Source organism: Bradyrhizobium sp. USDA3010 (assembly GCF_056429065.1).
In genome coordinates this window covers 297,354-322,373 of record NZ_JBWJZD010000004.1, presented here as the reverse complement: position 1 = coordinate 322,373, position 25,020 = coordinate 297,354, and the positions used below count along the sequence as shown (strand labels likewise).

The following is a 25,020-nucleotide window of genomic DNA, read 5'->3' as shown; positions in this document are numbered from 1 at the left end:
TCCTGAGGAGCGCGCCCTTGCGCGCGTCTCGAAGGATCGACGGCCACCGGCCGGGCCGTGCATCCTTCGAGGCTCGCTCCGCTCGCACCTCCAGCGACAAAGGCGAAGCCTTTGCGCGGGGATGACGGTGAGAGAGAAGAGCGCACGGAGAAAAATCAATTCACCGAATTGCTCACCATCACCTCGATCAGCTTCGCACCGGGCCGGCTGAACGCCGACTTCATCACACCCTTCAGCTCCTGCGGGTCGGTGACCTTGATCGCCTCGAGCCCGAGCGAGCGCGCGACGCCGGTGAAATCGACCGGCGGGTCAATGAAATCCATGCCGACATAATTGTCGTCGCCGTGGAAAGCGAGCAGGCGCTGCTTGATGATGCGGTAGCCGCCATTGTTCACGATGACGAAGGTCAGCGGCAGCTTGTGATTGGCCGCGGTCCACAGCGACTGGATCGAATACATCGACGAGCCGTCGCCGGAATAGCACACCACCGGGCGCTGCGGATTGGCGAGGCTGACGCCGACCGCGGCCGGCAGGCCCCAGCCGATGCCACCGGAGGCGAGTGCGTGATAGCCGTAGCGGTCGCGATGCGGGCGTAAGCCGAGGATCTGCCGCGACGAGGTCAGGCCTTCATCGACCAGGATCGCATTGTCGGGCATCGCCTCCACGACCTGCAGCGCCAGCCAGTCCGGATCGATCGGCGAAGTCTGGCTCGCCTTCGAGATCTGCTCGACCAGCGCCTTGCGCTTCGCCGCCCAGTTCTTCGTCGAGAGCGCCGCGAGCCCCTGCTTTGCACGCGTCTCCAGCGCGCCGCCGCCGAGCTCCTTCAATGCCGGGACCAGCGCGCGCAGCGTCTCCCTGACGTCGGCCTTGACCGCGATCTCGGCGCCGTAGTTCCTGGCCAGATCGCTGTCGACCAGGCCGACCTGCACGATCGAGAGCCCATCCGGCAGCGGATCGACCTCGCTATAGACCGACATCCGCAGCGGATCGCCGCCGAGCGCGATCAACAGATCATGCGGCGCCAGCACATCGCGGGCGACTTTCTGCAGCCGCGCGATGGCGCCCATGAAGCTCGGGCTCTCTGAGAGAAAATGCGAACCATAGGGCGTCGGCGATTGCCAGGCCGGGCAGCCCAGCGTCTCGGCGAGATCGGCCGCCTCGCGCAGCGCGTCGCTTTTGACGATCTCGTCGCCGACGACGATCACGGGACGCTCGGCTTTCAGGATGCGCGCGGCCAGCGCCTTCAACGAATCCTCCGACGGCCGGACGCGGGTGTCGACCCGGGTGGAGCGGCCGAGCTCGATGCCGGCCTCGGCGTTGAGAATGTCGCCGGGCAGCGAGATGAACACCGGCCCTGTAGGCGGCGTGGTCGCGATCTTCGCGGCGCGGCGCACGATGCGCGGCAGGTCCTCCAGCCGCGTCACCTCGACCGCCCACTTCACCAAGGGAGTGGCCATCTGCACCAGCGGGCCATAGAGCACCGGTTCGGTCAGGCCGTGGCCCTGTTCCTGCTGGCCGGCGGTAAGAATCAAAGGCGTGCCGGTGAAGCTCGCATTGTAGAGCGAGCCCATCGCATTGCCGAGACCGGGCGCGACATGGACGTTGCAGGCGACGAGCTTGCCGGAGGCGCGGCTAAAACCATCGGCCATCGCGACGACCAGACTTTCCTGCATCGCCATCACATAGGTGAGGTCGGGATGATCCTTCAGCGCATGCATGATCGGCAGTTCGGTGGTGCCGGGATTGCCGAACAGATGCGTGACGCCCTCGTCCTTCAGTAGCGCCAGGAATGCCGAGCGGCCGGTGATGCGATTCTTCATGTTCCCTCCAGGCCTGCCAGCGCATTGGCCGACGGCACCGGCGGAGATGACCAAACTTGCGCTTGGGGAGCAATCGAGCGGCCGGTCATGGCCGCATTCCGCTGGCGCGCGCCTGGCTCTCCAAGGCACGCGCTCGTCATTCACTCCGTCGGCCAGCCCCTCGAAGACCGGCGTTGGGCAGACGTGAACCTCAACGGGAGCCGTCGAATTGCGCGGCCGACTTTAACGCTACTTTAGCCAGAGTGCCCTAAAGCCACGATGGGTTTGCCTTCATCAAGCACACAGAAAAGCATGCAGGGCCCGCAGACGGCTCGCTTCGATCGCGGGGGCTCAGTCATGGACGCGCTGGCGGCCTGGAACGGAACCAGGCTCGATAGAGGACCGGGAACGATCGGGCGCGAGAAGCCGGGACTCTATGTCTTCCTGATCGCGGTCACGTCTCTGTACTACCTGTCGAACGGGGCGCTCCTGCTCGGCCACCTTGATCTCGGATGGCACCTCGCCGCCGGAGACCTGATCAGGGAGCGCGGCAATGTCCCCTTTCAGGATCCATGGTCATTCACCCTCGGCGACAGGCAATGGTACAATCTGTCCTGGCTCTGGGACGTGATCGCCAGCGTGGTGTTTCAATACACGGGATATGCCGGCCTCACATTGGCTGTCGTTGCATGCGGCGCCGTCATCACCGGATATCTTGCATCGATCTGCCTGCGCAGCGGCGCCTCGATACTTGCGGTTGGCATTTCCGTTCTCGCCGCGTGCCTGCTTTACCCTGCGTTCGTGACCGCGCCGAATTCCTATCTCGCCGCTGCGCCGAACACCCCCACCATGTTGTTCTGCGTCGTTTTCTACGCAGAGTGCCTTAAGCGAACCAGATGGTTCCTGCTGCCGGTGATGATGGTGCTTTGGGCCAATCTGCATGGCGGCTTCGTGCTCGGGCTCTTCATCATCGGCATCTTCGGCGCCGCGTCCGTGCTCAGGCGGGACTGGGCAGGTCTTAGAATCTATGGTTTCGCAGCTGCCGGCTGCCTTGTCGCAATCCTGATCAATCCGCTTGGCTGGCACATCTACGACGGCGTCACGACCACGCTGGGCCATTTTGCGCAGGCGCACATCACCGAGTGGTGGTCTTATTCCGCGAACTTCACCGTGCCCGGGAGCATTCCCGGCATCGTCTACATCGCCATATTTGCCGCGTTCGAGCTCCGCCACCCGGCCGCTTCGCCCGCACCTCTGGAGTCGCGGCTGCTGTCCTGGCTGTTCCTGCTGCTGGGGTTCTATCAGTACCGCTACATGTCGTTCTTCTTCATGTTCGCAACGGTGCCGCTGGCGCTTCACATCGACCGGCTGCTGCCCAAGCGACTGAACGATCTCAAGGTGCAAGGCTCGTTGCTGGTTGCCGGCATCGTCGGAATGTGCGCGCTGCCGCCGACGCTGATGCTCGTCAAACCGGCTCTCGCACTTCCGCAGCTGCTCTCGGAGCGGGATGCGCGCTTTCTTCAAAGCCATTTTCCGCATGCACGGCTGCTGAACCACTGGAACGTCGGTGGGCTCCTGATCTTCTACACACGTGGTGCGGTGCCCGTGTTCATCGACGGCCGGTCGGCCACCGCCTATCCCGACGAGCTGCTGCGCGACTATTTCAGCCTGATCAAATGGGAGATCGATGAGACCGCCTGGGACACCGTCCTCGCCAAGTACAAGATCGATACGGTGCTCTGGGTGAAGGCGCACGAACCTCTGAAGCGGTTCCTCGTCGACAAGAGAGGGTGGACCGAGGAATACGCAGGAACGGACGAGGTCATCTACGTGAAGCACTGACGTAGCCCGCGTCTTGGTGCGACGCCTTGCTCCGAAAGCTGACCCGCGCGACTTGCTATCCTAGAACATCCCCTCGCGCTCGCTGCGCTTCTTCTTTTTCGAACGCTGCCAGACCACGCCGGGATAGCCCTTCAGCGGCACCAGCGGCTCGCCGGTGTAGGCCCATTCCTGCAATTCCTCGATCGCGATGTGGTAGAGCGGCTGCCGGCCGGTGCGCCCCGAAAACAGCGCGCGCGGGATATTCACCATGTGCGGTGACCGCGCGCGCTCGTAGATGACGGGCGTGCCGCAATTGGCGCAGAAGCTGCGCGCGGTCTTGGTCGCGACATCCTCGTAGCGCGAGAGCTCGCCCGCGCCCTGCGTGATACGGAAGCGCTTCTTCCAGCTACCGACATAGGTCGCATAAACCGCGCCATGGGCGCGGCGGCTCGCGGCCGTATGATCATGCCAGGCCCAGCGCGCCGGCACGTCGATCTCGAACCGCACCTTGCCGCACAGGCACTGGCCGGCCGCGGGCTTTGCCAGCGCCACCGGCTTGGGCTTCTTCGTCGGCTCGAACTCGTCGTCCGGAAACATCGGGAGCTCTCCGGCTTTGCCCGCCGTCATTGCGAGCGAAGCGAAGCAATCCATCTATCGGCGCGTGAGGAGCGATGGATTGCTTCGTCGCTCCGCTTCTCGCAATGACGAGGAAGGAAGCATTGTAGCCCGGATGCAGCGAAGCGAAATCCGGGGACGGTCGATCCGCAGATGCATGGATCCCGGATTGCGCTGCGCTTCATCCGGGCTACGAACTCAGGCCTGCGCCATCTCGTTGTGCACGGGATAATCCGTGTAGCCCTTCTCCTCGCCGGCATAGAAGGTGGCGCGGTTGTACTTGGTCAGCGGATAGCCGCGCTGCAGGCGGCGCGGCAAATCCGGGTTGGAGATGAAGTAGCGGCCGAACGCGATCGCGTCGGCATGACCTTCCGCGACCGCGCTCTGCGCGCTGTCGCCGACGAAATTGCCGGCGGTAATCAGGACACCGCTCCACATCGGGCGATACAACACCATCGCGGACGGCACGTCCTTCCAGTCAACCTCGGCGCGACCGGTGCCCGAGGCACGCGGCTCGATGAAATGCAGATAGGCGAGCCCGAACTTGTCCAGCGCCTTGATGGCATGGCTGTAGAGCGGCATCGGGTCGGCCTCGCCGCTGCCATTGGCGATGCCGTAGGGCGAGAGCCGCACCCCGACACGGTTGGCGCCCCAGACCTCGGTCACCGCCTGCGTCACCTCCAGCAGGAAGCGGACGCGGTTCTTGATCGATCCGCCATACTGGTCGGTGCGCAGATTGCTGCGCGATTGCAGGAATTGCTCGATCAGATAGCCATTGGCGCCGTGGATCTCGACGCCGTCGAAGCCGGCGGCGAGCGCATTCTTCGCGCCCTGCCGATAGGCCTCGACCATCACGGCGACCTCGCCGGTCTCGAGCGCACGCGGCGTCTCGTAGTCGACCACCTTGCCGTCCGCCGTCATGCACGTGAACTCGGGCGGGATCGCGACCGCCGACGGTGCCACCGGCAGCGCGCCATCCGGCTGGAACGAGGAGTGCGAAACGCGGCCGACGTGCCAGAGTTGCAGGAAGATCAAGCCGCCCTTGGCGTGCACGGCATCCACCACCTCGCGCCAGCCCGCGATCTGGGCCTCGCTGTAGATGCCGGGAACGCCGGGATTGCCGAAGCCGGTCGCGACCACTGGCGAGGCTTCCGCGATCAGCAGGCCGCCGGGCGTCGCGCGCTGCGCGTAATATTCCGCGTTCATCGGCCGCGGCGCGAGGCTCGGCCGCGCCGCCCGCATCCGCGTCAGCGGCGCCATCACGACGCGATGCTTCAGCTCATAGGGACCGACCTTGAGCGGCGAAAACAGCGATGGAGAACTCATGCCTACCCCAAATATTCTTATGTGGTTTCCGTTATAGAGTGGGCATGATCCGCCCCGGAAAGCCGGTTACCACTTTTCCGGACCATGCCCGTTATGTCACGGGTTCATCTTGTTCGCAAAAGCAGGTAGTGGCAATCTAGCGAACAGACAAGCAGGCTTGCCATGTCGAAAGCGAGTGCCACATCGCTCCCCTCGTTGAGCGTCCGCATCGATCTCGATGCCGAAGACCGCATCGGACCGGGCAAGATCCTGCTGCTCGAGCGGATCAAGGAATGCGGCTCGATCTCCGCCGCCGGCCGCGCCATGGACATGAGCTACAAGCGCGCCTGGGACCTGGTCGACGAGATCAACCGCATCTGCCGGCAGGCGGCGGTGGAACGCCAGACCGGCGGCAAGAATGGCGGCGGCGCGGTGCTGACCCCGTTCGGCCTCTCCCTGGTGGCGCGCTACCGCAAGATCGAGCGCGATGCGGCGACCGCCGTGCGCAAGGACCTCGAAGCGCTGCGCAGCGACATCGGCAAGCCGAAGAAGGCCGCGGGGCGGTAAACGCTGGAATCGGCGGCCGTCGCAAGGGCGCGTTGCGAAAATATCGAAAACAACCCCATGCAAAGTAGCCGGCGGCGTCGTTCGACAAGGCAACTTGACGCGTCGGGCAAATCAGGGATAATCTTCTAATATTCCGAAATCAGCAGGTGTTGGGGTGAGGGCTTCTCTCCGCGAGCGAGCCGAACGTTGAGACCTGTACCCCCTCACCCGGATTGCATCCGGCGATGCAACATAGCCGAAGCTTAGCTTCGGCGTCGATTTCGTGGACGGCCGCCGAAGGCGGCCTATGCCTCTCCCCGCAAGCGGGGAGAGGTGAAGAGAATAGCAGGCGGGTGAAGACCCCTAACCCGTCTTGATCCAGACCGCCTTGACGTTGAGATATTCCTCGACGTGCTGCTTGCCGGACTCGCGGCCGTAGCCGCTCATCTTGTAGCCGCCGAACGGCACCGCCGGATCCATCGCCTGGTAGCAATTGACCCAGACCGAGCCGGCGCGCAGCGCCTTCGCGACCTGGTGCGCCTTGCTGACATTGGTGGTCCACACGCCCGAGCCGAGGCCGAAGGTGGTGGCATTGGCGCGCTTGATCAGTTCGTCCGGATCCTTGAACGAGATCGCCGAGATCACCGGGCCGAAGATCTCCTCCTGCGCGATGCGCATGTTGTCCTGCACGTTGGCGAACACGGTCGGCTGCACGAAATAGCCCTTCGACAGCGCGCCCTCGGTGAGGCGGCCGCCGCCGGCCAGCGCCGTGGCGCCTTCCCTCTGGCCGATGTCGAGATAGCCGGAGACGCGGTCCATCTGCTGCTGCGACACCAGCGGTCCGATCTGGGTGTTGGGATCGAGGCCGTTGCCGACCAGCAGCTTCTTGCCGAACTCAGCGACGCGGCCGACGAACTCGTCATAGACCTTCTGCTCGACGAACAGCCGCGTGCCGGCGCTGCAGATCTGGCCGGAGTTGGCGAACACCGCCATCGCGGCGCCCGGCACCGCGGCGTCGAGATCGGCGTCGGCGAACACGATGTCCGGCGACTTGCCGCCGAGCTCGAGCGAGACGCGCTTGAGATTGCCGGCCGAGGCACGGATGATCGACTGGCCCGTGACGTGCGAGCCAGTGAAGGCGACCTTGTCGACATCGGGATGCGCGGCGAGCGCCGCGCCCGCGGTCTCGCCATAGCCCGGCACGACGTTGACGACGCCGGGCGGAATGCCGGCCTCCATGCAGAGCTCGCCGATGCGCAGCGAGGTCAGCGGCGATTCCTCGGCCGGCTTCAGCACCACGGTGCAGCCGGTCGCAATCGCAGGGCCGATCTTCCAGATCGATGCGGTCAGCGGCCCGTTCCAGGGGATGATGGCGCCGACCACGCCGATCGGTTCCTTCAGCGTGTAGGAGAAGATCTCGCCGGGCAGCGAGTTCTCGATAGTCTCGCCGTGGATCGCGGTCGCCTGGCCGGCGTAGTAGCGCAGCATGCCAAGGGCGCGCAGCCGGTTGCCGCGGGTGCGGCTGATCGGCGCGCCCATGTCGAGCGTGTCGAGCTGGGACAGTTCCTCGAAATTGGCTTCGACCAGCTCGGCGAGCTTGAGCAGCATGTTCTGCCGCTCGAACGGCTTCACCTTGCTCCAGGGCCCTTCGAACGCGCGACGCGCGGCCGCAACCGCACGATTGATGTCCTCGGCATCGCCCTCGGCGACGGACGCGAGCAATTCACCGGTGGCGGGGTTATGGGTTTCGAATGTCTTGCCGGAGGCGGCGTCGACCCATTTGCCGTCAATCAGCATCTTCTTGTAGGAGCCATCGGCATAAGGATGGCGCGTGATCGGAATAGCCTGCGAAACAGCCATGTTTGCACTCCCTGTAAAATGTCGGCTGAGGCGTTTTGGAAGCGTTATATCGACGATTCTACAGCGCGGGCACGAAACCGTAAAGCGAGGCAAGCGTTGTCGAGGGTGGCGCGCACGAAAACCTCCCATGCACCTGCGTGGTGCGTGCAGTATGATAGGTTAGAACTTCAGCCACAGATGTGTCCGGAGACCGACGATGCCCCACCCTGTGATATCAGCCAATCATGTTGCCGTGATCACCGGAGGCGCATCCGGCATCGGGCTTGCCGCAGCGAGACGGTTTGCCGAAGCCGGCATGAAGGTCTGCATTGCCGATCTCGGCGATGACAGGCTGAAGGCGGCTGCTGCAAAACTGTCATCTGCCGCACCCGGCGGCGCCGCCGACATCATGACGGCTGCGGTCGACGTCAGCCGCGCCGACGAGGTCGCAAGCCTCGAGGCCGCCGTCGCGAAAAGGTTCGGCGGCACCGACATCCTGATGAACAATGCCGGCATCCAGCCCGGCAGCGCGATGTTCGGGCCCGCGGACAATTGGCAGCGCATCCTTGGAGTCAATCTGTGGGGCGTGATCAACGGCACGCAGGCGTTTGTGCCCAACATGATCAAGCGCGGCCGGCCCGGGCTGATCATCAACACCGGTTCCAAGCAGGGCATCACCACGCCGCCGGGTGATCCCGCCTACAACGTCTCCAAGGCCGGCGTGAAGGCGTTCACCGAGGCGCTGCAGCACGAGCTGCGCAACACCGACGGCTGCAAGATCACGGCGCATCTCCTGATCCCGGGTTTTGTCTTTACCGGGCTGACCGCGCGCGGCCGCACCGAGAAGCCGGCCGCCGCCTGGACATCGGAGCAGACCGTCGACTTCATGATCGAGCACCTCGCCGCCGGCGATTTCTATATCCTGTGCCCCGACAACGACGTGCCGCGCGCACTCGACGAACGCCGCATCCTGTGGGCCGCCGGCGATATCGTCGAGAACCGCCCGCCGCTGTCGCGCTGGCATCCGGACTACGGCGATGCGTTCGCGGCGTTCGTGAAGGGGAAGTAGATGCGTAGGGTGGGTTAGCGAAGCGTAACCCACCTCTTCTCCCGCCGCGGCGCAAATGGTGGGTTACGCCTTCGGCTAACCCACCCTACGAAATCTTCTCAATTCGCCGCACGCGCACCGGTGTCGGCTGCGCCGCCAGCGCCTCGCCGAGCTTACTCTGCTGAGTGCGCGGGATCGCGCAGCCGCCGGGCGCGACTTCGCAGGTGGTAAGCTCCCGGGTTTCGATCTGCATACCGGCGCTCCGGATCATTTCTTCGACGGCAAGGGCCTTGGCTTCGTGATCGAGCGCGCGCTCGACGCCGATATTCCCGTCGTGATCGCGGAGTCACGCCAAAGCTTTGCCGACTGGATCAAGTTCGCCGGCGGGATGAGCGTGAAGCTCGCCTGCGACCGCCACGCGCTGGACGCCTGGTGGCGCAACGTCTCGCTGCGGACCACGGCCCGGATCGCGCCGGATCGCACCACGGTCTGCGAGGCGTTCAAGTAGAGGGGCTTTGTGGGGTGGGAACGCTCGGCCATCCCATCTGCGGGCTATCACCGTCATCCTGAGGAGCGCGCTCTTGCGCGCGTCTCGAAGGATGCACGGCCCGGCCGGTGGCCGTCGATCCTTCGAGACGCCGCTTCGCGGCTCCTCAGGATGACGGGACAATAGAACCGGATGCGTTAGGGGCTTGCCTACAGCGTTTCCTGCTTATGGTCGCAATTCTTGCAGGTGAACTTGACGCGGGACTGACCCTTTTCCGCCTGCACCCGGTTCGGCGCGCCGCATTTGCCGCAAACGGCCTCGATCCGGGTCGTGCCCTGCTTGATGACCAGGTTCCGCTTTTCCATGGTCTCGCGGATCAGGCGCTCGGCCTCCTCGCGCAGCGATTGCTTCGACATCATCTCCACCGGTCTTTGGTTAGCGGGCGGCGTCATAGCACGACCGCATGAAGCTTTGACAGCGGATATCGCACCTTATCCATCAGCGCCTAAAGCGTGATGAGATCAAGTCGAGTTGGAGCGGCATCGGAGGTCCACCTCTCCGTTGGGAGAGGTCGGCGCGAAGCGCCGGGTGAGGGGTTGCGGTCTCTCATTGGAACTGCGGCCCCTCACCCGACTTGCTGCGCAAATCGACCTCTCCCCGGTGGGGAGAGGTGACCCGAATCCGGGGCCAAACACGATTCAACCTAACTCCATCTCGCTCTAGACGATGAGCCGATCGACCGGCAGCCGGAAATGCCGCGGCTTCAGCGGTTTGGAGGGCCAGCCGATGCGGAACACGTTGACGAGGCGCAGATCGGTGCCGATCTTGCCGAGCTTGCGCAGCCGGTCGTTGAAGTCAGGGTGATCGGCCAGTGCCGAGATCGGGCATGCCACCAGCCCGGCGCGATCGATCTCCAGCCAGCTGCGGTAGAAATGCCGCCCCGACGTGAGTGGGTCCTCACCGACCGGACGGCAGAACAGGACGATCGCCGCGGCCGAGGCAGTCTTGGCGCTGTCTGACAGCAGCGATGCGGCGAAGCCGAGACGATCGAGCGGCTTGAACAGGCCGCCGAGCACGAAACCGGCGGCGGTGGCCTCGACCGCGCTCATGGCGAGTGCATCGCGATTGAGACCATCCAGCAGATAGTGCGGATGGCTGGGTGACAGCCGTATCCATTCGAGCAGCTCGGCCCGATAGTCGTCGCCGCGGACAAAGGAGAACTCGGCCTGGTCGGCCCAGCCGGCGATATCGGCGATCGTCCGGCGATCCCCGATGCAGATCAGATCGTCGCGCGCGACGGCGAGTTGCAGCAGCGGCGCGGCCTGATCCGGCGACGCCGCGAACTTGCCGCGCCACGACATCCGGTGCGCCACATGGCCGGCCAACGGATCGGACGCAACGCCTTGCCTGATCGCAAAGCTGCAGAGCGCGGTAAATTGCGGCGACAGCGGCTGCTCGATTGTGGTCATCGCCGTGATTGCGAGGCCGCGGCGGTTAAGCGCGAGGCTCATGCCCTCCAGCGCTGCGCCGTGCGATACAAGCACGTCGTGTCCGGCGGGATCGGCGACCGGCGCGCGCACGCTAATATCGTCGACCAGCGCCAGCCGCCCGTCGCCAAGCAAGCGCCAACGGGTCGGCTGGATGTTGTGGACGCTCGGCGCCAGCCGCGCCTCCGCGACCAGCTCGCGCAGCAAGTACGGCGTCAGCTCACTCATGCCGCGGCCAGCCGCTTGGTGAACAGATGCAGCCGATGCAGCGGCGTGGCACCGGCCTTCTCGACCTGGCGCAGCGACGGCGCGTTGATGTCGGCGATCCAGGTGCCGCCGAGCGTGCGGTAGCCGGCCTCCTGCAACGCCAGCGCGGTGCGGTAGAGCATGGCGCCGTTGAGGCCACGATTGTGCAGGTCGCGGCAGACCGACTGATAGATCAGCACAGCGCGGGTGTTCATCATGCGGTGCTGCACAAATCTGAACGGCGCTGATAACCCGATCCGGCCGCCGATCGCCTTGATCAATGGATTGAGGTCCGGGATCGCGATGATCGCGCCGGCGGGCCGGCCGCGGTGGTAGACCACGGTCGAAATCCGCTTGTCGATGATCCACATCATGTCGCCGGCCTGGAACAGATATTCGGCCGCGGTCGGCGGCACGAACATCGGGTTGTCGGCAAAGCCGTCGTTCAGGATCAGGCGCGCATCCTCCAGCCGCACCTTGAAGGCGGAACGCTTGATCGGCTGCCAGACGAACTCCGGATCGGCGAGCACCGCGCGCTGCTTGTCGCCGAGTAGCTGCTCCGGCTTGCCGCGGTCGAGCGCGATCTCGAACGTCGTCATCGGGAAAGTCGCCGCATAACCGGCGCGTTCGAGTTGCTGCGCGATATGCGGCGGCGACCACATCATGTCGGTGAACGGCGCATGGTCGAAGCCGTCGGTCATCACCCCGATCTGCTGCATCGCCGTGAGATTGAAATTGCCGGCGATGCGGGTCATGCCGCGCGCGGCCAGCCACTGCTCGGCGGTCCGCAGCAGCGCATCGGCCACTTCGACATCGTCGACACAGTCGAAGAAGCCGAACGCGCCGTGGCGCGTGCCGTGCTTGCGGTTGGAGGCGTCGTGGATCGAAGCGGCGATGCGGCCGACCGGGCGGCCGTCGCGATGCGCCGAGAACAGCGCATAGCGGCCATGGCCTTCGGTGACGAACGGATTCTTCGCGGCATCGAACATCCGGTCGAAATCGCTCCACAGCGGCGGCACGTAGAGGCTGTCGGGCCCATAGGCATTGAGCGCGGCGTCGAAGGCCGCCCTGCGGTCGTCCTCCCGGATCTCGAGCGTCATTTGGCCTCCGGGGTCAGCGCCAGCAGCCGCCGCACCAGCGCCAGCGCGGTTTCGGTGGCTGGATCGGCAGCGGTCACCGGCACGGCGAGCACGATCAGGTCGAGCGGATCATGCGCGAGCACGATGACATGGGAGGCGCTGTTGGCGGTCATCAGCGAGACCATGCGCTCGGCCGCGGGGTCGGTCGGCGCCAGTCCCCACGGCGCCTCGGAGCGGCGCAGCACACGCCTCGTCGACAGGAAGTCGCGGAGCAGCGGCGGATCGTAGGGTACCAGCTCGTCTTCGCGGAAGCGCCGCGCGCTCTCGAAGATCGGATGCCGCGCGAGCTCGGCGATCAACTGCTCTCGCGTCTGCGCCGGCGACGCCGCGACCGAATTGAGCACGCCGGGCTCCTGCGATTCGAACAGCGCGCGCAGCGCGTCCGTCATCAGCCCGATGGTCAGCACGCCGGCGATCGCGACCGCGACGAACCGGATCATCTGCGCGGCATCGACATCGGGCGCCATGAAGGCGGCGGCAAGCCCGAGCAGCCCCGAAGAAATCAGCCGCAGCGCCATCATCGCGAGCCCATGCCGCCGTGTCTCGGCGCCGCCGCCGGCGATCAGCATCACGGTGACCGTGAGCAGCGCCCCCAGCGCGCCGAGCCGGACCGGGATGTCGGGAAACAGGGTGCGGAAATCGGTGAGGATGAACGGGATCACCACCAACGCGCCGACCGCCATGCGGCCGATGCTGCGGTTCTCCGAGGCCATCAGCGAGGCGCGGTCGCGCGTCGCCAGCAGCGGCGCGCAGGTCGCAAAGCCAAGGAGCTGGAACAGCGCCAGCGTGATCGCATAGGGCATCACCAGGCGCTGCAGCCCGAACGTGCCACCGAGGCCGAGCAGGATGCCGCCCGCAAGCGCCGCGATCTTGACCGCGCGCGGCGCGTGGCGGCGCAGGATGCCTTCAGTGACGATCAGCGCGCCGAGCGGAATCAGCGAGGCCGGGATCACCGAGAGGCGGTCGAGCAGCCAGCTGCCGCTCCACCACGCCAGGCCACGGTCGAGGAACAGGAGCGCGATCATGCCGAGCGCGAGCAGCAGGCGGCGGGTCAGCGGGCTCTTGGGATCGCGCCGGTAGAACGTCATCATCGCCACCGCGACGCCGATGGCGCCGCAGAGATTGACGATGGAATCGGCGATTACCCCCGAGGTCATTTGCCGCTCGTCAGCTCGTCGATGGCGCGCCGGACCAGCGGACGCATCAGCGCGGCGATCAGCGCATTGCGCGGCTTCTCGATCGCCGGCCGATGCGGGTTGAGGAACCAGCCGCGGCAATCGGTGCCGGAGGTGCGGCCCAGAATCAGCGCGACCGCCTCATAGGCCATCAGCATGCCGGTCGAGATCACCATCGGCGCGAACGACATCCGGCTGCGGCGGCCGGCCGCGACTTCGCCGGCGATCGCGAGGTCGACATAGTTGCGCGACGAGGAATGCAGCATGACGTGCTCGATCTCGGTACGCATCGCGGCGCGGCGGTCGTCCTCGGTGATCTCGGTCCAGTCCTTGGCCAGCGTGGGAAAGCCGAGGCGCTCCTCGGGTCGCGGATCGTGCGGACGCACCACGATCACCGACGGCAGCGGCGACATATAGGCGTCGATCACGGTTGCATCGGCGCGCTTGGCGGTCCGGTACAGATGCACGCCGGCGGCAATGTCGTCCATTCCGTTGACGATGACCGGGCAGCGTTCGGCAATGCCGGCGAGCGCACTGGTCCAGTTCTCGCCGAGCACCTCGACCTCGATGGTCGGGTTGATGCGTTTTGCGGCTTCGGCGGCGACCGCCGCCTTCTCGCGGCCGACCTCGTCGGCGAAGGCGAACACCTGGCGATTGAGGTTGGAGACCTCGAAGCGATCGATGTCGGCGATCACGAACTTGCCGACGCCGGCGCGCGCCAGCGCCATGAAGGCCGCGCCGCCCATGCCGCCGACGCCGCAGACGAACACCCGCGCCTGGCGCAAGAGCTGCTGCTCGTGCTCGTCGATGAAGCCGATATTGCGACCGGTGAAGGAGTAGTAATCGAAGTTCATCGCGCGGCCCCGTTATCCTGCCTGCGCGGCCGCAGCGTGCCGAAGGCGCGGGTGTCGTCCATCCAGTAGACCACCGGCAGCACCAGCCGCTGCAATGCCAGCATTGCGGACGCCGCGAGCAGCGCCGGCAATGAGCCCGAAGGCACCTCGCTCATGAGATAGCGGCGCGCGCCGGCAAGATCGACGCGGCCGATCTGCAGCACATCGTCGCCGCGGCCGTAATCCAGCTCGCGTTCACAAAATTCGTTGTAGACGGCATCGCGATGCTTCGGCGCGATCTCAAAAGTCTTCTTCAGCGCATCCGAGCCGCCGGTATAGGCATTGGTGATGACCGAGCGCGCCTCGTCGAAACCGGCCTCCTCGCCGACGCCGAACACCGCGCGATGCTTTGCCATGATGCCGCGCGCGAGTTGCAGATGCGCAAAGCTTTGCCGCGCCCCCGGCAGCGGCGACGGGAACACGTCCGAGAAGGTGTCGCTGACCATGCCGACCACCGCCGGCACCTGGGTGACGTTGGAGATCCATTTCGGCCGCAGCCCGTCGCGGGCGAACAGCACCAGCGCGGTGAGACCGTAGAGCACCCAGGACAGCCCCTGCCCGCGCACATCGGGATCGACCATGACGAGGCCGAGATGGGTGACTTCAGTGGGCTCGCCGTCGAGCGGCACGTCCATCACCGACAGGGCGTTGAAGGCGATCGGCCGCCCGGTGTCTTCCTCCGAGATCAGCGTGATGATGGCGCGCGACAGCCGCTCCGGCTCGCCGGAGAAGATACCGTAGCTCAGGCTCTCCTCGGGCAGCGTCTTGGCGGCCACGATGCGCAGCTGCTCGACCAGCGCGTCGAGTTCGTCCTTCGGCAGCGACAGGCCCGGCGATTCGACGATGCGGGTGCGCTGGCCGGCCTGGGTGCGCAAGGTGAGATCGATGGTCGGCTGCGACAGCGCCTTCAGCCAGAAGCCGCCATGGCTGCGCAGGCCGTCAAAGGCCGCGCGCGCTTTGGCAAGGCTCCTGCTGCCGCGCGAAGCGGGGGTGCGATTGTCCGTGGACGCCATTTCTCTGTCCCTCGGGCAAGATCTCTGCACTTTGGCCTGTTAAGGAGCCATGAGCACAACCTGGCGCGGTTTGCCGCAGGGTAAACAAGGCCTTCCGGAAACGGAACAGTTGGCTGCAAGGTTCGCAGCCTATCCACCCCGTCATTGCGAGCGGAGCGAAGCAATCCATCTGTCCGCACACGCGGCGCAATGGATTGCTTCGTCGCTTCAGCGCAAAATTGCTTTGCAATTTTGTCGCGAGCTCCTCGCAATGACGTCGAGGGTTTTGGGCAGTGGCCTTTGTTCGAAAGCGGCGGATGAAAGCCACCCGCCGCTACGTCTCCGGCTCACCCCGCCTTGGAGACTTCCATCAGCAGGCGCTCGGCCTTGGCGTCCTCGATGCGGTTCACGAACTTGCTGCTCTCGTAATTGTCGCGCACCGTCTTGGTCAGCGTGACGCAGGTCTGGACCAGCATCACGATGCCCATCGTCAGATAGCCCTGCATCCAGGGGCTGATCGGCAGGAAGAACACGCCGACGGCGACGAGGAAGGCAGAGGCCGCGAAGGACGCGTAGGTGAAGGTAACCCAGCTGCCGCTGTGGGGTTGGATGGTCTGGTTCATGGTCGTCTCCTTGATGAGAGGTGATTTGAAGTTGGCTTGGTTTCAGGCTCGAGGTCTCAGGCTTGAGAATTCAGGCTTGAGATTTCAGGCTTGGGGCGGCCGCCTGGCCTTCAGGCGCGCCAGCACGTCGTCGGCGGTCGATTTCATCCGCGGGCCAAAGCCCTGCTCGGCGAGCTTCTCGACGGTGGCGAGCGGGCCCGAGGCGGTGTCGATCTCGAACAGCGCGTCATCCGCCGCCTGGGTCTCCATCTGCCGCTCGCGCAGCCGCTTCAGCGTGGCTTCCGCTTCCGGCAGCGTCGACTCATAGGGCCGCGCCGCCTCGATGCCGCTTCGGCGCAGCGAACGCACCGCTTCCGAGGCACGGGCGAGACGACGGCCGCGATCGAGCTCGGCAATGCGCGCCTCGGCGTTGGCAACATGGCGCTTCAGCCGGGTGATCTCGGTGGCGAACAGCGTGCGCGCGGTCATCGCGGCGTCGCGTTCGGCTTCCAGGTTGGCGATCGCCTGCGCGGCTTCGCGGGCGAGGTCGTCCCGGCCGCCCTCGAGCGCCGCCGACGCGCGCACCTCGAGATCGGCGATCCGGGCATTGGTCGCCTCAAGCCGCCGGCCCTCCTGCTGGTCGCCGGCAATGGCCAGCGCCAAGGTCCGTTTCGAGCGGTCGACTGCAGCAGCAGCATCGCGCATCTGCTGGTCGAGGACGACCAGCGCGGTCCGATCTTGCAGTTCCTCCTCGGCTGCCGCCACGCTGCCGCGGAAAATCGTCAAAACAGTTTTGAACATTTGGCCACTCCCTGTTATGAGCATCGCTCATGAATCTCTTGTACCACATAATGAGCATTGCTCAAGAATTATTTGAGCGACGCTCAAACATGCGGTTAGCGACGGATGAAACATGTCCAAAGCATTGGAACGACGTGCAAAACTGCGCGAAGCACTGATCGAGGCGGCGGAACGAGCAATTGCGGCAAAGGGTCTCGGCGGCCTGAAAACCCGCGAACTGGCCCAGGAAATCGGGGTCGCCAATGGCGGCGTCTACAATCTGGTCGAGGATGTCGACGAGCTGATTCTGCGCGTCGGCTCACGCACGCTGGCCCGGCTCGATGCTTCGCTGTCGCTGGCCGAGATCCGCGGCGCGGCCGCGCCGCGCGAGATGCTGGTGCGGATCGCGGTCGCCTATTGCGACTTCGCCGCCGACAATCTCGAACTGTGGCGCGCGCTGTTCGAGCACCGCATGCAGCCCGACAAGCCGGTGCCGGAATGGGCGATCACCGAGCAGATGGAACTGTTCCGCCACATCTACAAGCCGCTTGCCACGCTGTTTCCGCAGCGCTCGCCGGCGCAGCTCGGCATCACTGCGCGCAGCCTGTTCTCCGCCGTGCATGGCATGGTCGCGCTCGGGCTGGAGCACAAGCTGATCGCGGTGCCGATCGGCGCGCTGCGCAGCGAGATCTCGACCTTGACGCGGGCGATGGTCGACGGCCTGACGGCGAACAAGGATTAGGCCGCCTCGCCCCAAACCGCACGATGTCCGGCCTTGCGGTCAGGCCGACTGGCCGCAAAGCGCCCTAGGGCCTGGCGGCCGAGGTCAGAAAAGGGGAAAAGGCCCCTTGCGGAATGGCCGAACCGTAGCCATCTACCTCGGATCGAGTTTCGGCCGAACGACTTGGCCTCGCCGCTGATAGCGTGCCTGACTGACGACCCTCACCCCCTGAACTTCGAATTAGCCTGCTGCGCCCTCGGGTGCGGCTCCAAACACGCATCCATACTAAAGGACGATCTCCCATGAATACGGGAACTGTGAAGTGGTTCAACAGCCAGAAGGGTTTCGGCTTCATTCAGCCGGACCAGGGAAGCCAGGACGTTTTCGTTCATATCAGCGCGGTCGAACGCGCCGGCATGAGCACCCTCAACGAGGGACAGAAGGTTTCTTTTGAAATCGTTGCAGACCGCCGGACCGGCAAATCTGCTGCGGACAATCTCCGCGCGGTGTAAGCTGCGACAATTGGCCATGCTGCTTTGACCACGGATGAACTGGCAGAGCCTCTGGTTACGCGACCCCGCGACTGGTCACCCGGCCGCGGGGTTCTCTTTATCAACACCGCGCGCAATGCCCGCCAGGACCAGGACTTGAACCGTCTGCCGGCGAACCGGCCTGCGCATCGAAGCAGCTGAGGTCGCGAGCGTGTCCACCAGTATCGATCCGGCGCCGCAGCACGACGACATCATGTACCCGCAGGTCCTGCCGTTCGTGCTGGTCCACGTCGGGTGTCTTGCGGCGATCTGGTCGGGCATCTCGTGGCCAGCGATTGCAATTTGCGTCGCGCTGTATTGGCTGCGCATGTTTGCGATCACGGCCGGATATCATCGCTACTTCTCGCATCGAGCTTATTCGACGAGCCGGGCGTTTCAATTCGTCCTTGCATTCCTTGCCCAAAGCAGCGCCCAGAAAAGCATCCTTTGGTGGGCCGCGAAACATCGACATCACCATCTTCATTCGGATACCGAGCAGGATGTGCATTCACCGCTGCACAAGGGCCTCGTGTACAGTCATCTCGGCTGGATCTTCTATCGACAGCACGATGCAACCGATCTGACGAAAGTTTCGGACTTTGCCTCGTATCCGGAGTTGATGTGGCTGCACAAATTCGAGGTTTTGCCGGCGGTCGTGGTCGCAGTTCTGTGCTTTCTCGTTGCCGGATGGCCCGGACTCCTGGTCGGTTTCTTCTGGAGCACCGTGCTGGTCTATCATGCAACGTTTTGCATCAACTCCCTCGCACATGTTCACGGACGCAAGCGATATGTGACGGGCGATGACTCCCGCAACAATTGGCTGCTGGCCCTGGTTACGATGGGTGAGGGTTGGCACAACAATCACCACGCCTACCAAAGCAGTGCGCGGCAGGGCTTCCGCTGGTGGGAGATTGATGCGACCTATTATGTCCTGGTGGCCTTGTCCTGGCTCGGTATCGTCTGGGATCTGAAGGCGCCGCCCACCCAGGTTCTCCAGAACGAGCAACGCCTCGGATCGCGCGTGATCAAGCGGACGGCCGAGCAGCTCGCCGGCCGTTTCAATCCCGAATACATCGCACAGGCGATCAAATCCTCCGTCCATGAAACCGGATTATCGGTGCGGGACGCGCTTTTCCTGTTGCAGCATCGTGCCGACTTGCATCTGCCCAGCATGCCGACGCGCGAGCAGTTGTTGGCTGAAGCCCAGGCCATGTTCGCGAAGACGCGATCGTTGGACGATATCGTCGACCGTGCACATGAGCTCCTGGTGGAATCGGTTTGCTTCCTTCTGGCCGTTCCGCCGCCGGTGGCCGGGGTAAATCCGAAAGCTTGAGGGAGCGGTAGCATTTTGCCTTGGGCATCCCCATATAAAGTCAATGAGCAACTGGCAAAAACCGAGCAAGCGCGAACCACCCAGGACCAAGGCCGAATTGCGCGAGATGCTGACCGAGGCCGTGCGTAACACGCCGAGCCCGGACCGCGTGTCGAAGCAGCGCCCGGTAAAGGCCAAAAAGACCGCAGCTGGTGCCGCCGACGTCGATTAGAGCGTTTTCGAGCGAAGTGGACACCGGTTCGCGTGAAGAAAACGCGTCAAAACAAGAATCTAGAGCTTCGGTTCTGATTCAATCAGAACCGAAAATGCTCTAGCCCCGCGCGCCACCCGACCCGATCGCCCGCCCCGGGATACGACCGAATTCCATTCGCGACGAGCGCGAAGAATTTCGTGAAGGAGCAGCATGCGCAAGCTTCCCAAGCCTACCGAACAAGAGATCAATGAGGGACCCCAAGCGGTGTCTTTTCAGATTGCGAACGGAAACGCGCGGCAGGACTGCATCCTGCAAACCACATTCCCGACGAAGATGCAGGCGCACAAATATCTGCTTGCGAATTGGCCGACCTTCGAAAAGATGGCTCGCGATGCCCTTGCGGCGGGGACCATTGAAGGCGGCCAGATCAAGCTCGCGATGATCTGAACAGCCCACGGAAGCACCCAGACCTCACGGCTCCATCGTGTAGGCGCGGCCGGGTTCGAGCGCGTAGATCGTCAGAAAGCGCAGCGGCCGTTCCGGGTCGCAATTGCGAAACAGCGTGTGCGGAACATCGGCCCGATCCTGCAAGGTCTCGCCTGCCCGATATTGTCGCGGTGCCTCGTCGCCATAGGCGGACTCGGCAACACCTTCGACGATGAAGATCACGCCGACGACCGGATGCCGGTGCAGCGGAGCAACCCCGCCGGGCGGATAGGTGACCTCGGCAACGACAAGCTCGCGCTGATCGCCGGGCAGTTGCAATCGCTCGAGGGTCTTGCGCGTGACGCCGGCAAACCCGGCCTGCCGGACGTTCGACTGCCCCTCTTTGCCTTCAGCCATTGGAACCCTTTCTCGTCTCGCGAACGCTTGTGTTCGGATCACATCGCAGAGCGATGACTATGGGCGCGCTGCAACGACGCAACAAGGTGCCCGGGCCATTTCAATCCGTGCAACACATCCGAGCCGAAGTCCTTGCCACCCCTGCTCCGACGTTGCAGGATTCCGTTGCCGAAAACCTTCAGCAGTGGGCCTTGCATGAGAACGAGCATCGTTACGACGCGATTGTCGGGAGCAGCCTTCCTGGCGCTCATCCTCGCGGCATCAAGTGTCACGCCGGCGTCGGCGGCGCCGGCCGTGCCGGAATGCTCGATGTCGGTGACGCTGGCGGATTGGGGCGAGAATTCGACCGGCGATATCGACGTTGCGGCAGGCGAAAGTTGCCAGATCCCGATCGGAATCCGCGGCACGGTGACGGACTCGTCGATCTCGCAAAAGCCGGCCTATGGCAAATTGAAAAAGATCAACGCATCGACCTTCGAATACAGGGCGAAGGCCAAGTACAAGGGCAGCGATACGTTTGCCATCAAGGCCACGGGTCAGGGACCGAAGGCCTCCGGCACCTCGGTCATCACCGTGCACGCCACGATCAAGTAATCGCCGATCCAGTTAGATTGCGCCGCGCCGGGCAAGCCCGGCGCGCGCTCCTTGCATCCGTATCAGGCCGGCCGCGCGCCGGTGCGGATGATCGAGCCGACATGCTGGCCGCGCAGCGCCGCGGTGAGCCGGCCGGGAACCAGGCCGTTCACGACCTGCACGCGTTCGATGTGCCGCGCATTGGCCATCACCTCGAGCAGCGCGGGATCGAACGGCAGCGTCCCCTTCAGCCTGGCAAGATCGGCGAAGCTCGTCTCTCGCAGCAGCTGGGCCTTCTTGCCGTCGGGACCATTCGGATCGTCGCTGTACACGCCGTCGACGTCCTCGACGATGGTGAGGCCGGCGGCGCCGAGCGCATCGGCGATCAGGAACGCACCGGTGTCGGCGCGGTGCAACGGGATGCGCGAGACCGGGAATTCATGATGGTGATACGGCGGGAAGGCGCTGCCCACCACCGCGCGGGCCGCGGAGAGATGGATCGCGAGCTGGCTCGCGATGGTCGGATGCTCGATATAGGACACGCCCTCCGGCGCGAGCAGGCAACCTAGAATGTGGCCATTCTGGCCGGCCTCGCTTGCGGCGAGCGGCGCGAGCGAGCCGACCGGCAGTCCGAGGTCGAGGCCGACGCTGTAGAGATGGCGGGCGCGGATGCCGGCGCCGGTCAGGATCAGCATGCGGTGCTCTGATAGCAGCGAGCGCAGCTCGTCGACGATCGGCAGGATCGCTTCATGGCCGCGATCCATGATGGAGCGGCCGCCGATCTTCACCACCTGCACCCAGGGCAGCAGCGGGATCGGGCGTCCGCCGGCGACGGGACGGGTGAGATCGCTGTCGAGCAGGGTCTGGCGCGCGAGCGGCGAAGCGACGTGCTTGATGGTGTCATCCATGGTCGTGTCCCTGCTCAGTTCGCGGTGATGATGGTGCCGACATGCTCGCCCGCGAGCGCGCGGGTGAGATTGCCGGGGACGAGGCCATTGACGACCTGCACCTGGCGGACATGGCGCGCGGTGGCGAGCAGATCGAGCACCGGAAATTCGAGGATCGAGTCCTGCAATCCCTTCGCCTTCATCTCGGCGACCGAGATCTTCGGAATGAAGGTAGCGCCCTTCGAGGTCTTGGGGTTCGCGGTGTAGAGGCCGTTTTCGTCCTTCACATAGATCATCGACTTGCAGCCGAACTGCTCGGCGACCAGAAAGCATCCGGCGTCGGTGCGGTAGGGCGGAATCATGCCCTCGGCCGCGGGCCGCATCCACAGCCCGTAAGGCGGCATGCCGCTGAAGATCACCGCGTTCACCTCGGCGAGATAGAGCGGCACGGCCGAGAGGCCGGCGCCGCTGACCGCGGAGATGCCGTGCTTGGCGAGCAGCTGGCCCAGCATCACGGCGTTCTGATCGGCAACCGAGGCGCCGAGCTGCGAGAGCACGCCGGCCGGCAGCCGAAGCCCGGCCGCGATCGAGTAGAGGTGCCGGGCGCGGGTGCCCGCGCCGGTCCCGATCAGCATCTTGTGCACCTTGCGGGCGGCGACGATCTCGTCGACCAGCGGATAGACCGCGGCGCGGCCGCGGTCGATGACGCTCTGGCCGCCGATCTTGATCACCGCGGCATCCGGCAGGATCCGGAAGTTCGATGCCGCCTCTGCCGTCGCCAAAAGCTGCGGATCGGTCAGCGATCGCTGCATGAGGAGCGCTTCAAGCTCCGCCGTCGTATTTGCCATGAGAAACGTCCTTGCTCCAATGCCTGGCATTGTTGTCGTCGGCCCGCGACATCCGAACCGGTCTCGACCGGTGGCGCGCGGAGCCCGCATCCGAACTGCACTGGTAGCGATAAGCAGGGCAGGTCTCAAGGTGGGGTGGCGATGATGCCCCGCGGCTGGCACCCATTTTGTTGCCGGCCGCCAGGCCTCACCCGTCGGTCGCCGGCAGCTTGACGGTCACGCGCAGGCCTGAACGTCCGGCACCGGTCACATTTTCGAACAAAACCGAACCGGCGGCATGATCGACGATCCGCTTCACGATCGAGAGCCCGAGCCCGGCGCCCTCGCCGCTCGGCTGACCGCCGCGAAAGAACGGCTCGCCGATCCGCGCCAGATCCTGCGGCGGAATCCCCGGCCCGGTGTCCTCGATCTGGATGACGGCCATTCCGTCCTCCCGACCGACGGCAAGATCGACAGCCCCATTATTTGGCGTGAACTTGATTGCGTTCTCGACCAGGTTCCGGACCGCCGAGATCAGCGACAGCTCATCACCGTTCACCGCGACCACCTCGACCGTCGTGAAACCGAGATCGATGTTGCGCGCTGCCGCCTCAGGCAGCAGATCGGCGACGACGCCCTTTGCGATCTTGTCCAGCTCCACGGGTGCGCTCACGATGGACGGCGCAGCGTCCTGACGCGCCAGCGCCAGGAGTTGCTCGAGCAGATGCTTGGTGCGCCGCATGCCGCTCTTCAACGCATCGAGCCGGTCGCGCGTCTCCGCCGGCATGTCGAGCGAGGCGAGATTTTCCGCCTGCAGGCTGAGCGCGGTGACCGGCGTTCGAAGTTCATGGGCCGCATCGGCGATGAAACGCCGTTGCTGGTCCATCATGACGCGCACCCGCCCCAGCAACCCGTTGATCGAGCCAAGGAACGGCTGCAGCTCGCTCGGCGCGCCCATCGCCGGCAATGCACCGACGTCATCCACCCTGCTCGCATCGAGATCGCCGGCGAGGCGCAACATCGGGCGGAACGATCGGGCGATCACGAATGCCGTCATCAGCAGAAGGCACGGCACCAGCGCGGCAATCGGCAGCAGCGTGCGCACGGCCATGTCGCCCGCGATCTCGGTTCGGATCTCGGTCTGCTGCGTCACCGCGAAGCGGCTGCCGTCCGGCCGGGTCCGAAGCAGCACGCGGACCGGCTGGCCGTGATAGACATCATTGTGCAGCCCATCCGTCAGTCCCCAAAGCCGGCGATCGTCTGCGGAGCCGCGCGGCGCCTCGCCGAGTTCGACGACGGCGACCTCGGCTTCTGCGTCGACGCCGTTGACCGGGCGGCTCTGCCGGATCGGAGCGCCGAGCGCGAAGCTGCCGATCTGGATCAGGACGGAGTCCTGCATCTCGATCGCTTCGCTGTAGGCCCATCTGTAGGCCAGGAGTCCGCCGACGGCGCCCGTCAACAGGATGATCGCGGTGAGTCCGACGAACAGGCGTCCGCGCAGCGATCTCATCATCTCGAACGATCCACCATCCATCCGACGCCGCGCACGTTCCGGATCGCCGCGGCTCCGAGTTTTCTGCGCACGGCGTGGATCAGGAACTCGACCGCGTTGCTCTCGACCTCCTCGCGCCAGCCATAGATCTGGCGTTCCAGCTCGGCACGGGACAGGATCGTTCCCGGCCGCGCCAGCAGCGCCTGCAGCAGGGCGAACTCGCGAGCGCTGAGCACGGCCTTCTCTTCGCGGAATGTGGCCTCCCGCGTCGCCGGATCGAGATGAAGCTCGCCATTCGTCAGCACCGGGGGCGCTCCGCTGCCCTCGCGCCGCAGCACCGCGCGCATGCGCGCCAGCAACTCGGCGATCTCGAACGGCTTGACCAGGTAGTCGTCGGCGCCGAGATCGAGGCCCTGGATGCGATCGTTCAGCGCATCGCGTGCGGTGAGAATGATCACGGGAAGGCGCGAGGCGCGCTCCCGGATCGCCTTGAGGACGTCGAGACCGTCAGTCAATGGCAGGCCGAGATCGAGCAGCGCAATGTCGTAGGTCTCGCTGCGGCTGGCTTCGATGGCGAGATCGCCATTACGCACCCAGTCGACCGCATAGGCGGCATCCCGCAGCGCCTCGACGACGGCGGCGCCGATCATTCTGTCGTCCTCCACCACGAGCACCCGCATCGCCTGGCAAATCCATCCCGATCCGCGCCGGGAGTAGGCCCGGCGAAACTGCGTCGCACCGAACAGCCCGCGACGCCTGCGCGATCATATCAGTTTCGACTTAGCCGCGGCTTAGGGGCTTTCGGCGCCCAAATGGCGGCCGCTGCGCCCACCTAAGCCGGGGCTAA

28 protein-coding genes are annotated in these 25,020 nt (G+C 65.0%); 10 read left to right on the top strand and 18 right to left on the bottom strand.

Annotated features, from left to right (window positions below):
* Positions 1-155 precede the first annotated feature (155 nt).
* Positions 156-1,820 carry a thiamine pyrophosphate-binding protein gene (locus AC066Y_RS09570; RefSeq protein ID WP_478273644.1) on the bottom strand — a complete coding sequence of 555 codons (1,665 nt, stop codon included), beginning with the start codon at positions 1,818-1,820 and terminating at the stop codon, positions 156-158.
* Between the two features lie 336 nt (positions 1,821-2,156).
* Between AC066Y_RS09570 and AC066Y_RS09565 the strand changes: the two genes are divergently transcribed.
* Positions 2,157-3,641: a hypothetical protein gene (locus AC066Y_RS09565; protein WP_478273643.1), complete on the top strand. Its 1,485-nt coding sequence runs from the start codon at positions 2,157-2,159 to the stop codon at positions 3,639-3,641.
* Positions 3,642-3,701: 60 nt separating this feature from the next.
* On the opposite strand, the gene AC066Y_RS09560 is transcribed toward AC066Y_RS09565, so the two are convergent.
* Positions 3,702-4,217 carry a GFA family protein gene (locus AC066Y_RS09560; RefSeq protein WP_478273642.1) on the bottom strand — a complete coding sequence of 172 codons (516 nt, stop codon included), beginning with the start codon at positions 4,215-4,217 and terminating at the stop codon, positions 3,702-3,704.
* Between the two features lie 216 nt (positions 4,218-4,433).
* The gene (locus AC066Y_RS09555) at positions 4,434-5,561 is read right to left on the bottom strand and encodes an alkene reductase (protein WP_478273641.1); all 1,128 of its coding nucleotides are present in this window, start codon (positions 5,559-5,561) and stop codon (positions 4,434-4,436) included.
* Between the two features lie 162 nt (positions 5,562-5,723).
* Between AC066Y_RS09555 and AC066Y_RS09550 the strand changes: the two genes are divergently transcribed.
* Complete coding sequence (locus AC066Y_RS09550; protein ID WP_478273640.1) at positions 5,724-6,107, top strand: winged helix-turn-helix domain-containing protein; 384 nt, start codon at positions 5,724-5,726, stop codon at positions 6,105-6,107.
* Positions 6,108-6,449: 342 nt separating this feature from the next.
* Here AC066Y_RS09550 and AC066Y_RS09545 read toward each other — a convergent pair whose 3' ends face one another.
* Complete coding sequence (locus AC066Y_RS09545; RefSeq protein WP_478273639.1) at positions 6,450-7,946, bottom strand: aldehyde dehydrogenase family protein; 1,497 nt, start codon at positions 7,944-7,946, stop codon at positions 6,450-6,452.
* Between the two features lie 196 nt (positions 7,947-8,142).
* Between AC066Y_RS09545 and AC066Y_RS09540 the strand changes: the two genes are divergently transcribed.
* Positions 8,143-8,994, top strand: a complete 852-nt coding sequence (locus tag AC066Y_RS09540) for an SDR family NAD(P)-dependent oxidoreductase (RefSeq protein WP_478273638.1) — start codon at positions 8,143-8,145, stop codon at positions 8,992-8,994.
* A gap of 85 nt (positions 8,995-9,079) precedes the next feature.
* Here the strand turns inward: AC066Y_RS09540 and AC066Y_RS09535 are convergent, their stop codons facing one another.
* Positions 9,080-9,226, bottom strand: a complete 147-nt coding sequence (locus AC066Y_RS09535) for a hypothetical protein (RefSeq protein WP_478273637.1) — start codon at positions 9,224-9,226, stop codon at positions 9,080-9,082.
* On the opposite strand from AC066Y_RS09535, the gene AC066Y_RS09530 reads away from it, so the two are divergent.
* Entirely contained in the window at positions 9,221-9,481 is a 261-nt protein-coding gene (locus AC066Y_RS09530; RefSeq protein ID WP_478273740.1) for a DUF2478 domain-containing protein, read from the top strand. The genes AC066Y_RS09535 and AC066Y_RS09530 overlap by 6 nt on opposite strands.
* A gap of 188 nt (positions 9,482-9,669) precedes the next feature.
* Here the strand turns inward: AC066Y_RS09530 and AC066Y_RS09525 are convergent, their stop codons facing one another.
* The 8 genes from AC066Y_RS09525 to AC066Y_RS09490 form a co-directional block, all read right to left on the bottom strand.
* A complete protein-coding gene (locus AC066Y_RS09525) occupies positions 9,670-9,876 on the bottom strand; it encodes a hypothetical protein (protein WP_024581255.1) in 207 nt (68 codons plus the stop codon).
* Between the two features lie 303 nt (positions 9,877-10,179).
* Positions 10,180-11,175, bottom strand: coding sequence for a hypothetical protein (locus tag AC066Y_RS09520; protein WP_478273636.1), 996 nt, complete (start codon positions 11,173-11,175; stop codon positions 10,180-10,182).
* Positions 11,172-12,293: a GNAT family N-acetyltransferase gene (locus AC066Y_RS09515; RefSeq protein WP_478273635.1), complete on the bottom strand. Its 1,122-nt coding sequence runs from the start codon at positions 12,291-12,293 to the stop codon at positions 11,172-11,174. The genes AC066Y_RS09520 and AC066Y_RS09515 overlap by 4 nt, the downstream gene beginning before the upstream one ends.
* A complete protein-coding gene (locus tag AC066Y_RS09510; protein WP_478273634.1) occupies positions 12,290-13,489 on the bottom strand; it encodes a hypothetical protein in 1,200 nt (399 codons plus the stop codon). The genes AC066Y_RS09515 and AC066Y_RS09510 overlap by 4 nt, the downstream gene beginning before the upstream one ends.
* Positions 13,486-14,361 carry a HesA/MoeB/ThiF family protein gene (locus AC066Y_RS09505; RefSeq protein WP_478273633.1) on the bottom strand — a complete coding sequence of 292 codons (876 nt, stop codon included), beginning with the start codon at positions 14,359-14,361 and terminating at the stop codon, positions 13,486-13,488. Before AC066Y_RS09505 ends, AC066Y_RS09510 begins: the two co-directional genes overlap by 4 nt.
* Positions 14,358-15,413 carry a hypothetical protein gene (locus AC066Y_RS09500; RefSeq protein WP_478273632.1) on the bottom strand — a complete coding sequence of 352 codons (1,056 nt, stop codon included), beginning with the start codon at positions 15,411-15,413 and terminating at the stop codon, positions 14,358-14,360. Before AC066Y_RS09500 ends, AC066Y_RS09505 begins: the two co-directional genes overlap by 4 nt.
* Positions 15,414-15,739: 326 nt before the next feature.
* Positions 15,740-16,015 carry a YiaA/YiaB family inner membrane protein gene (locus AC066Y_RS09495; RefSeq protein ID WP_478273631.1) on the bottom strand — a complete coding sequence of 92 codons (276 nt, stop codon included), beginning with the start codon at positions 16,013-16,015 and terminating at the stop codon, positions 15,740-15,742.
* Between the two features lie 84 nt (positions 16,016-16,099).
* Positions 16,100-16,795: a PspA/IM30 family protein gene (locus tag AC066Y_RS09490; RefSeq protein ID WP_478273630.1), complete on the bottom strand. Its 696-nt coding sequence runs from the start codon at positions 16,793-16,795 to the stop codon at positions 16,100-16,102.
* A gap of 112 nt (positions 16,796-16,907) precedes the next feature.
* On the opposite strand from AC066Y_RS09490, the gene AC066Y_RS09485 reads away from it, so the two are divergent.
* From AC066Y_RS09485 to AC066Y_RS09465, 5 genes are all read left to right on the top strand, one after another.
* A complete protein-coding gene (locus AC066Y_RS09485) occupies positions 16,908-17,516 on the top strand; it encodes a TetR/AcrR family transcriptional regulator (RefSeq protein WP_478273629.1) in 609 nt (202 codons plus the stop codon).
* 281 nt (positions 17,517-17,797) lie between these two features.
* A complete protein-coding gene (locus AC066Y_RS09480; protein ID WP_173638660.1) occupies positions 17,798-18,007 on the top strand; it encodes a cold-shock protein in 210 nt (69 codons plus the stop codon).
* A 232-nt stretch (positions 18,008-18,239) separates the two neighbouring features.
* Positions 18,240-19,358: an acyl-CoA desaturase gene (locus AC066Y_RS09475; protein WP_478273739.1), complete on the top strand. Its 1,119-nt coding sequence runs from the start codon at positions 18,240-18,242 to the stop codon at positions 19,356-19,358.
* Positions 19,359-19,401: 43 nt separating this feature from the next.
* The gene (locus AC066Y_RS09470) at positions 19,402-19,569 is read left to right on the top strand and encodes a hypothetical protein (RefSeq protein ID WP_478273628.1); all 168 of its coding nucleotides are present in this window, start codon (positions 19,402-19,404) and stop codon (positions 19,567-19,569) included.
* A gap of 192 nt (positions 19,570-19,761) precedes the next feature.
* Positions 19,762-19,998 (top strand): hypothetical protein, encoded by a 237-nt coding sequence (locus AC066Y_RS09465; RefSeq protein WP_229167215.1) that lies wholly within the window; start codon positions 19,762-19,764, stop codon positions 19,996-19,998.
* A 24-nt stretch (positions 19,999-20,022) separates the two neighbouring features.
* Here AC066Y_RS09465 and AC066Y_RS09460 read toward each other — a convergent pair whose 3' ends face one another.
* Entirely contained in the window at positions 20,023-20,394 is a 372-nt protein-coding gene (locus AC066Y_RS09460) for a cupin domain-containing protein (protein ID WP_478273627.1), read from the bottom strand.
* A gap of 195 nt (positions 20,395-20,589) precedes the next feature.
* Between AC066Y_RS09460 and AC066Y_RS09455 the strand changes: the two genes are divergently transcribed.
* Positions 20,590-20,988 carry a hypothetical protein gene (locus tag AC066Y_RS09455; RefSeq protein WP_244549789.1) on the top strand — a complete coding sequence of 133 codons (399 nt, stop codon included), beginning with the start codon at positions 20,590-20,592 and terminating at the stop codon, positions 20,986-20,988.
* 62 nt (positions 20,989-21,050) lie between these two features.
* On the opposite strand, the gene AC066Y_RS09450 is transcribed toward AC066Y_RS09455, so the two are convergent.
* From AC066Y_RS09450 to AC066Y_RS09435, 4 genes are all read right to left on the bottom strand, one after another.
* The gene (locus AC066Y_RS09450; RefSeq protein WP_478273626.1) at positions 21,051-21,875 is read right to left on the bottom strand and encodes an amino acid kinase family protein; all 825 of its coding nucleotides are present in this window, start codon (positions 21,873-21,875) and stop codon (positions 21,051-21,053) included.
* Between the two features lie 14 nt (positions 21,876-21,889).
* Positions 21,890-22,702 (bottom strand): amino acid kinase family protein, encoded by an 813-nt coding sequence (locus AC066Y_RS09445; protein ID WP_092123906.1) that lies wholly within the window; start codon positions 22,700-22,702, stop codon positions 21,890-21,892.
* Positions 22,703-22,889: 187 nt separating this feature from the next.
* Positions 22,890-24,194, bottom strand: a complete 1,305-nt coding sequence (locus tag AC066Y_RS09440) for an ATP-binding protein (RefSeq protein WP_478273625.1) — start codon at positions 24,192-24,194, stop codon at positions 22,890-22,892.
* Positions 24,191-24,853: a response regulator transcription factor gene (locus AC066Y_RS09435; RefSeq protein WP_478273624.1), complete on the bottom strand. Its 663-nt coding sequence runs from the start codon at positions 24,851-24,853 to the stop codon at positions 24,191-24,193. Before AC066Y_RS09435 ends, AC066Y_RS09440 begins: the two co-directional genes overlap by 4 nt.
* Between the last annotated feature and the right edge of the window lie 167 nt (positions 24,854-25,020).

Bases quoted from the DNA above. Each gene is read 5' to 3' on its own strand.
- AC066Y_RS09450 (WP_478273626.1), bottom strand. From the start codon at position 21,875: ATGGATGACACCATCAAGCACGTCGCTTCGCCGCTCGCGCGCCAGACC.
- AC066Y_RS09505 (WP_478273633.1), bottom strand. From the start codon at position 14,361: ATGAACTTCGATTACTACTCCTTCACCGGTCGCAATATCGGCTTCATC.
- AC066Y_RS09555 (WP_478273641.1), bottom strand. From the start codon at position 5,561: ATGAGTTCTCCATCGCTGTTTTCGCCGCTCAAGGTCGGTCCCTATGAG.
- AC066Y_RS09470 (WP_478273628.1), top strand. From the start codon at position 19,402: ATGAGCAACTGGCAAAAACCGAGCAAGCGCGAACCACCCAGGACCAAG.
- AC066Y_RS09525 (WP_024581255.1), bottom strand. From the start codon at position 9,876: ATGTCGAAGCAATCGCTGCGCGAGGAGGCCGAGCGCCTGATCCGCGAG.
- AC066Y_RS09445 (WP_092123906.1), bottom strand. From the start codon at position 22,702: ATGGCAAATACGACGGCGGAGCTTGAAGCGCTCCTCATGCAGCGATCG.
- AC066Y_RS09540 (WP_478273638.1), top strand. From the start codon at position 8,143: ATGCCCCACCCTGTGATATCAGCCAATCATGTTGCCGTGATCACCGGA.
- AC066Y_RS09490 (WP_478273630.1), bottom strand. From the start codon at position 16,795: ATGTTCAAAACTGTTTTGACGATTTTCCGCGGCAGCGTGGCGGCAGCC.
- AC066Y_RS09535 (WP_478273637.1), bottom strand. From the start codon at position 9,226: ATGCAGATCGAAACCCGGGAGCTTACCACCTGCGAAGTCGCGCCCGGC.
- AC066Y_RS09435 (WP_478273624.1), bottom strand. From the start codon at position 24,853: ATGCGGGTGCTCGTGGTGGAGGACGACAGAATGATCGGCGCCGCCGTC.
- AC066Y_RS09455 (WP_244549789.1), top strand. From the start codon at position 20,590: ATGAGAACGAGCATCGTTACGACGCGATTGTCGGGAGCAGCCTTCCTG.
- AC066Y_RS09510 (WP_478273634.1), bottom strand. From the start codon at position 13,489: ATGACCTCGGGGGTAATCGCCGATTCCATCGTCAATCTCTGCGGCGCC.
- AC066Y_RS09495 (WP_478273631.1), bottom strand. From the start codon at position 16,015: ATGAACCAGACCATCCAACCCCACAGCGGCAGCTGGGTTACCTTCACC.
- AC066Y_RS09480 (WP_173638660.1), top strand. From the start codon at position 17,798: ATGAATACGGGAACTGTGAAGTGGTTCAACAGCCAGAAGGGTTTCGGC.
- AC066Y_RS09500 (WP_478273632.1), bottom strand. From the start codon at position 15,413: ATGGCGTCCACGGACAATCGCACCCCCGCTTCGCGCGGCAGCAGGAGC.
- AC066Y_RS09485 (WP_478273629.1), top strand. From the start codon at position 16,908: ATGTCCAAAGCATTGGAACGACGTGCAAAACTGCGCGAAGCACTGATC.
- AC066Y_RS09520 (WP_478273636.1), bottom strand. From the start codon at position 11,175: ATGAGTGAGCTGACGCCGTACTTGCTGCGCGAGCTGGTCGCGGAGGCG.
- AC066Y_RS09465 (WP_229167215.1), top strand. From the start codon at position 19,762: ATGCGCAAGCTTCCCAAGCCTACCGAACAAGAGATCAATGAGGGACCC.
- AC066Y_RS09440 (WP_478273625.1), bottom strand. From the start codon at position 24,194: ATGATGAGATCGCTGCGCGGACGCCTGTTCGTCGGACTCACCGCGATC.
- AC066Y_RS09565 (WP_478273643.1), top strand. From the start codon at position 2,157: ATGGACGCGCTGGCGGCCTGGAACGGAACCAGGCTCGATAGAGGACCG.
- AC066Y_RS09550 (WP_478273640.1), top strand. From the start codon at position 5,724: ATGTCGAAAGCGAGTGCCACATCGCTCCCCTCGTTGAGCGTCCGCATC.
- AC066Y_RS09570 (WP_478273644.1), bottom strand. From the start codon at position 1,820: ATGAAGAATCGCATCACCGGCCGCTCGGCATTCCTGGCGCTACTGAAG.
- AC066Y_RS09475 (WP_478273739.1), top strand. From the start codon at position 18,240: ATGTACCCGCAGGTCCTGCCGTTCGTGCTGGTCCACGTCGGGTGTCTT.
- AC066Y_RS09545 (WP_478273639.1), bottom strand. From the start codon at position 7,946: ATGGCTGTTTCGCAGGCTATTCCGATCACGCGCCATCCTTATGCCGAT.
- AC066Y_RS09560 (WP_478273642.1), bottom strand. From the start codon at position 4,217: ATGTTTCCGGACGACGAGTTCGAGCCGACGAAGAAGCCCAAGCCGGTG.
- AC066Y_RS09515 (WP_478273635.1), bottom strand. From the start codon at position 12,293: ATGACGCTCGAGATCCGGGAGGACGACCGCAGGGCGGCCTTCGACGCC.
- AC066Y_RS09460 (WP_478273627.1), bottom strand. From the start codon at position 20,394: ATGGCTGAAGGCAAAGAGGGGCAGTCGAACGTCCGGCAGGCCGGGTTT.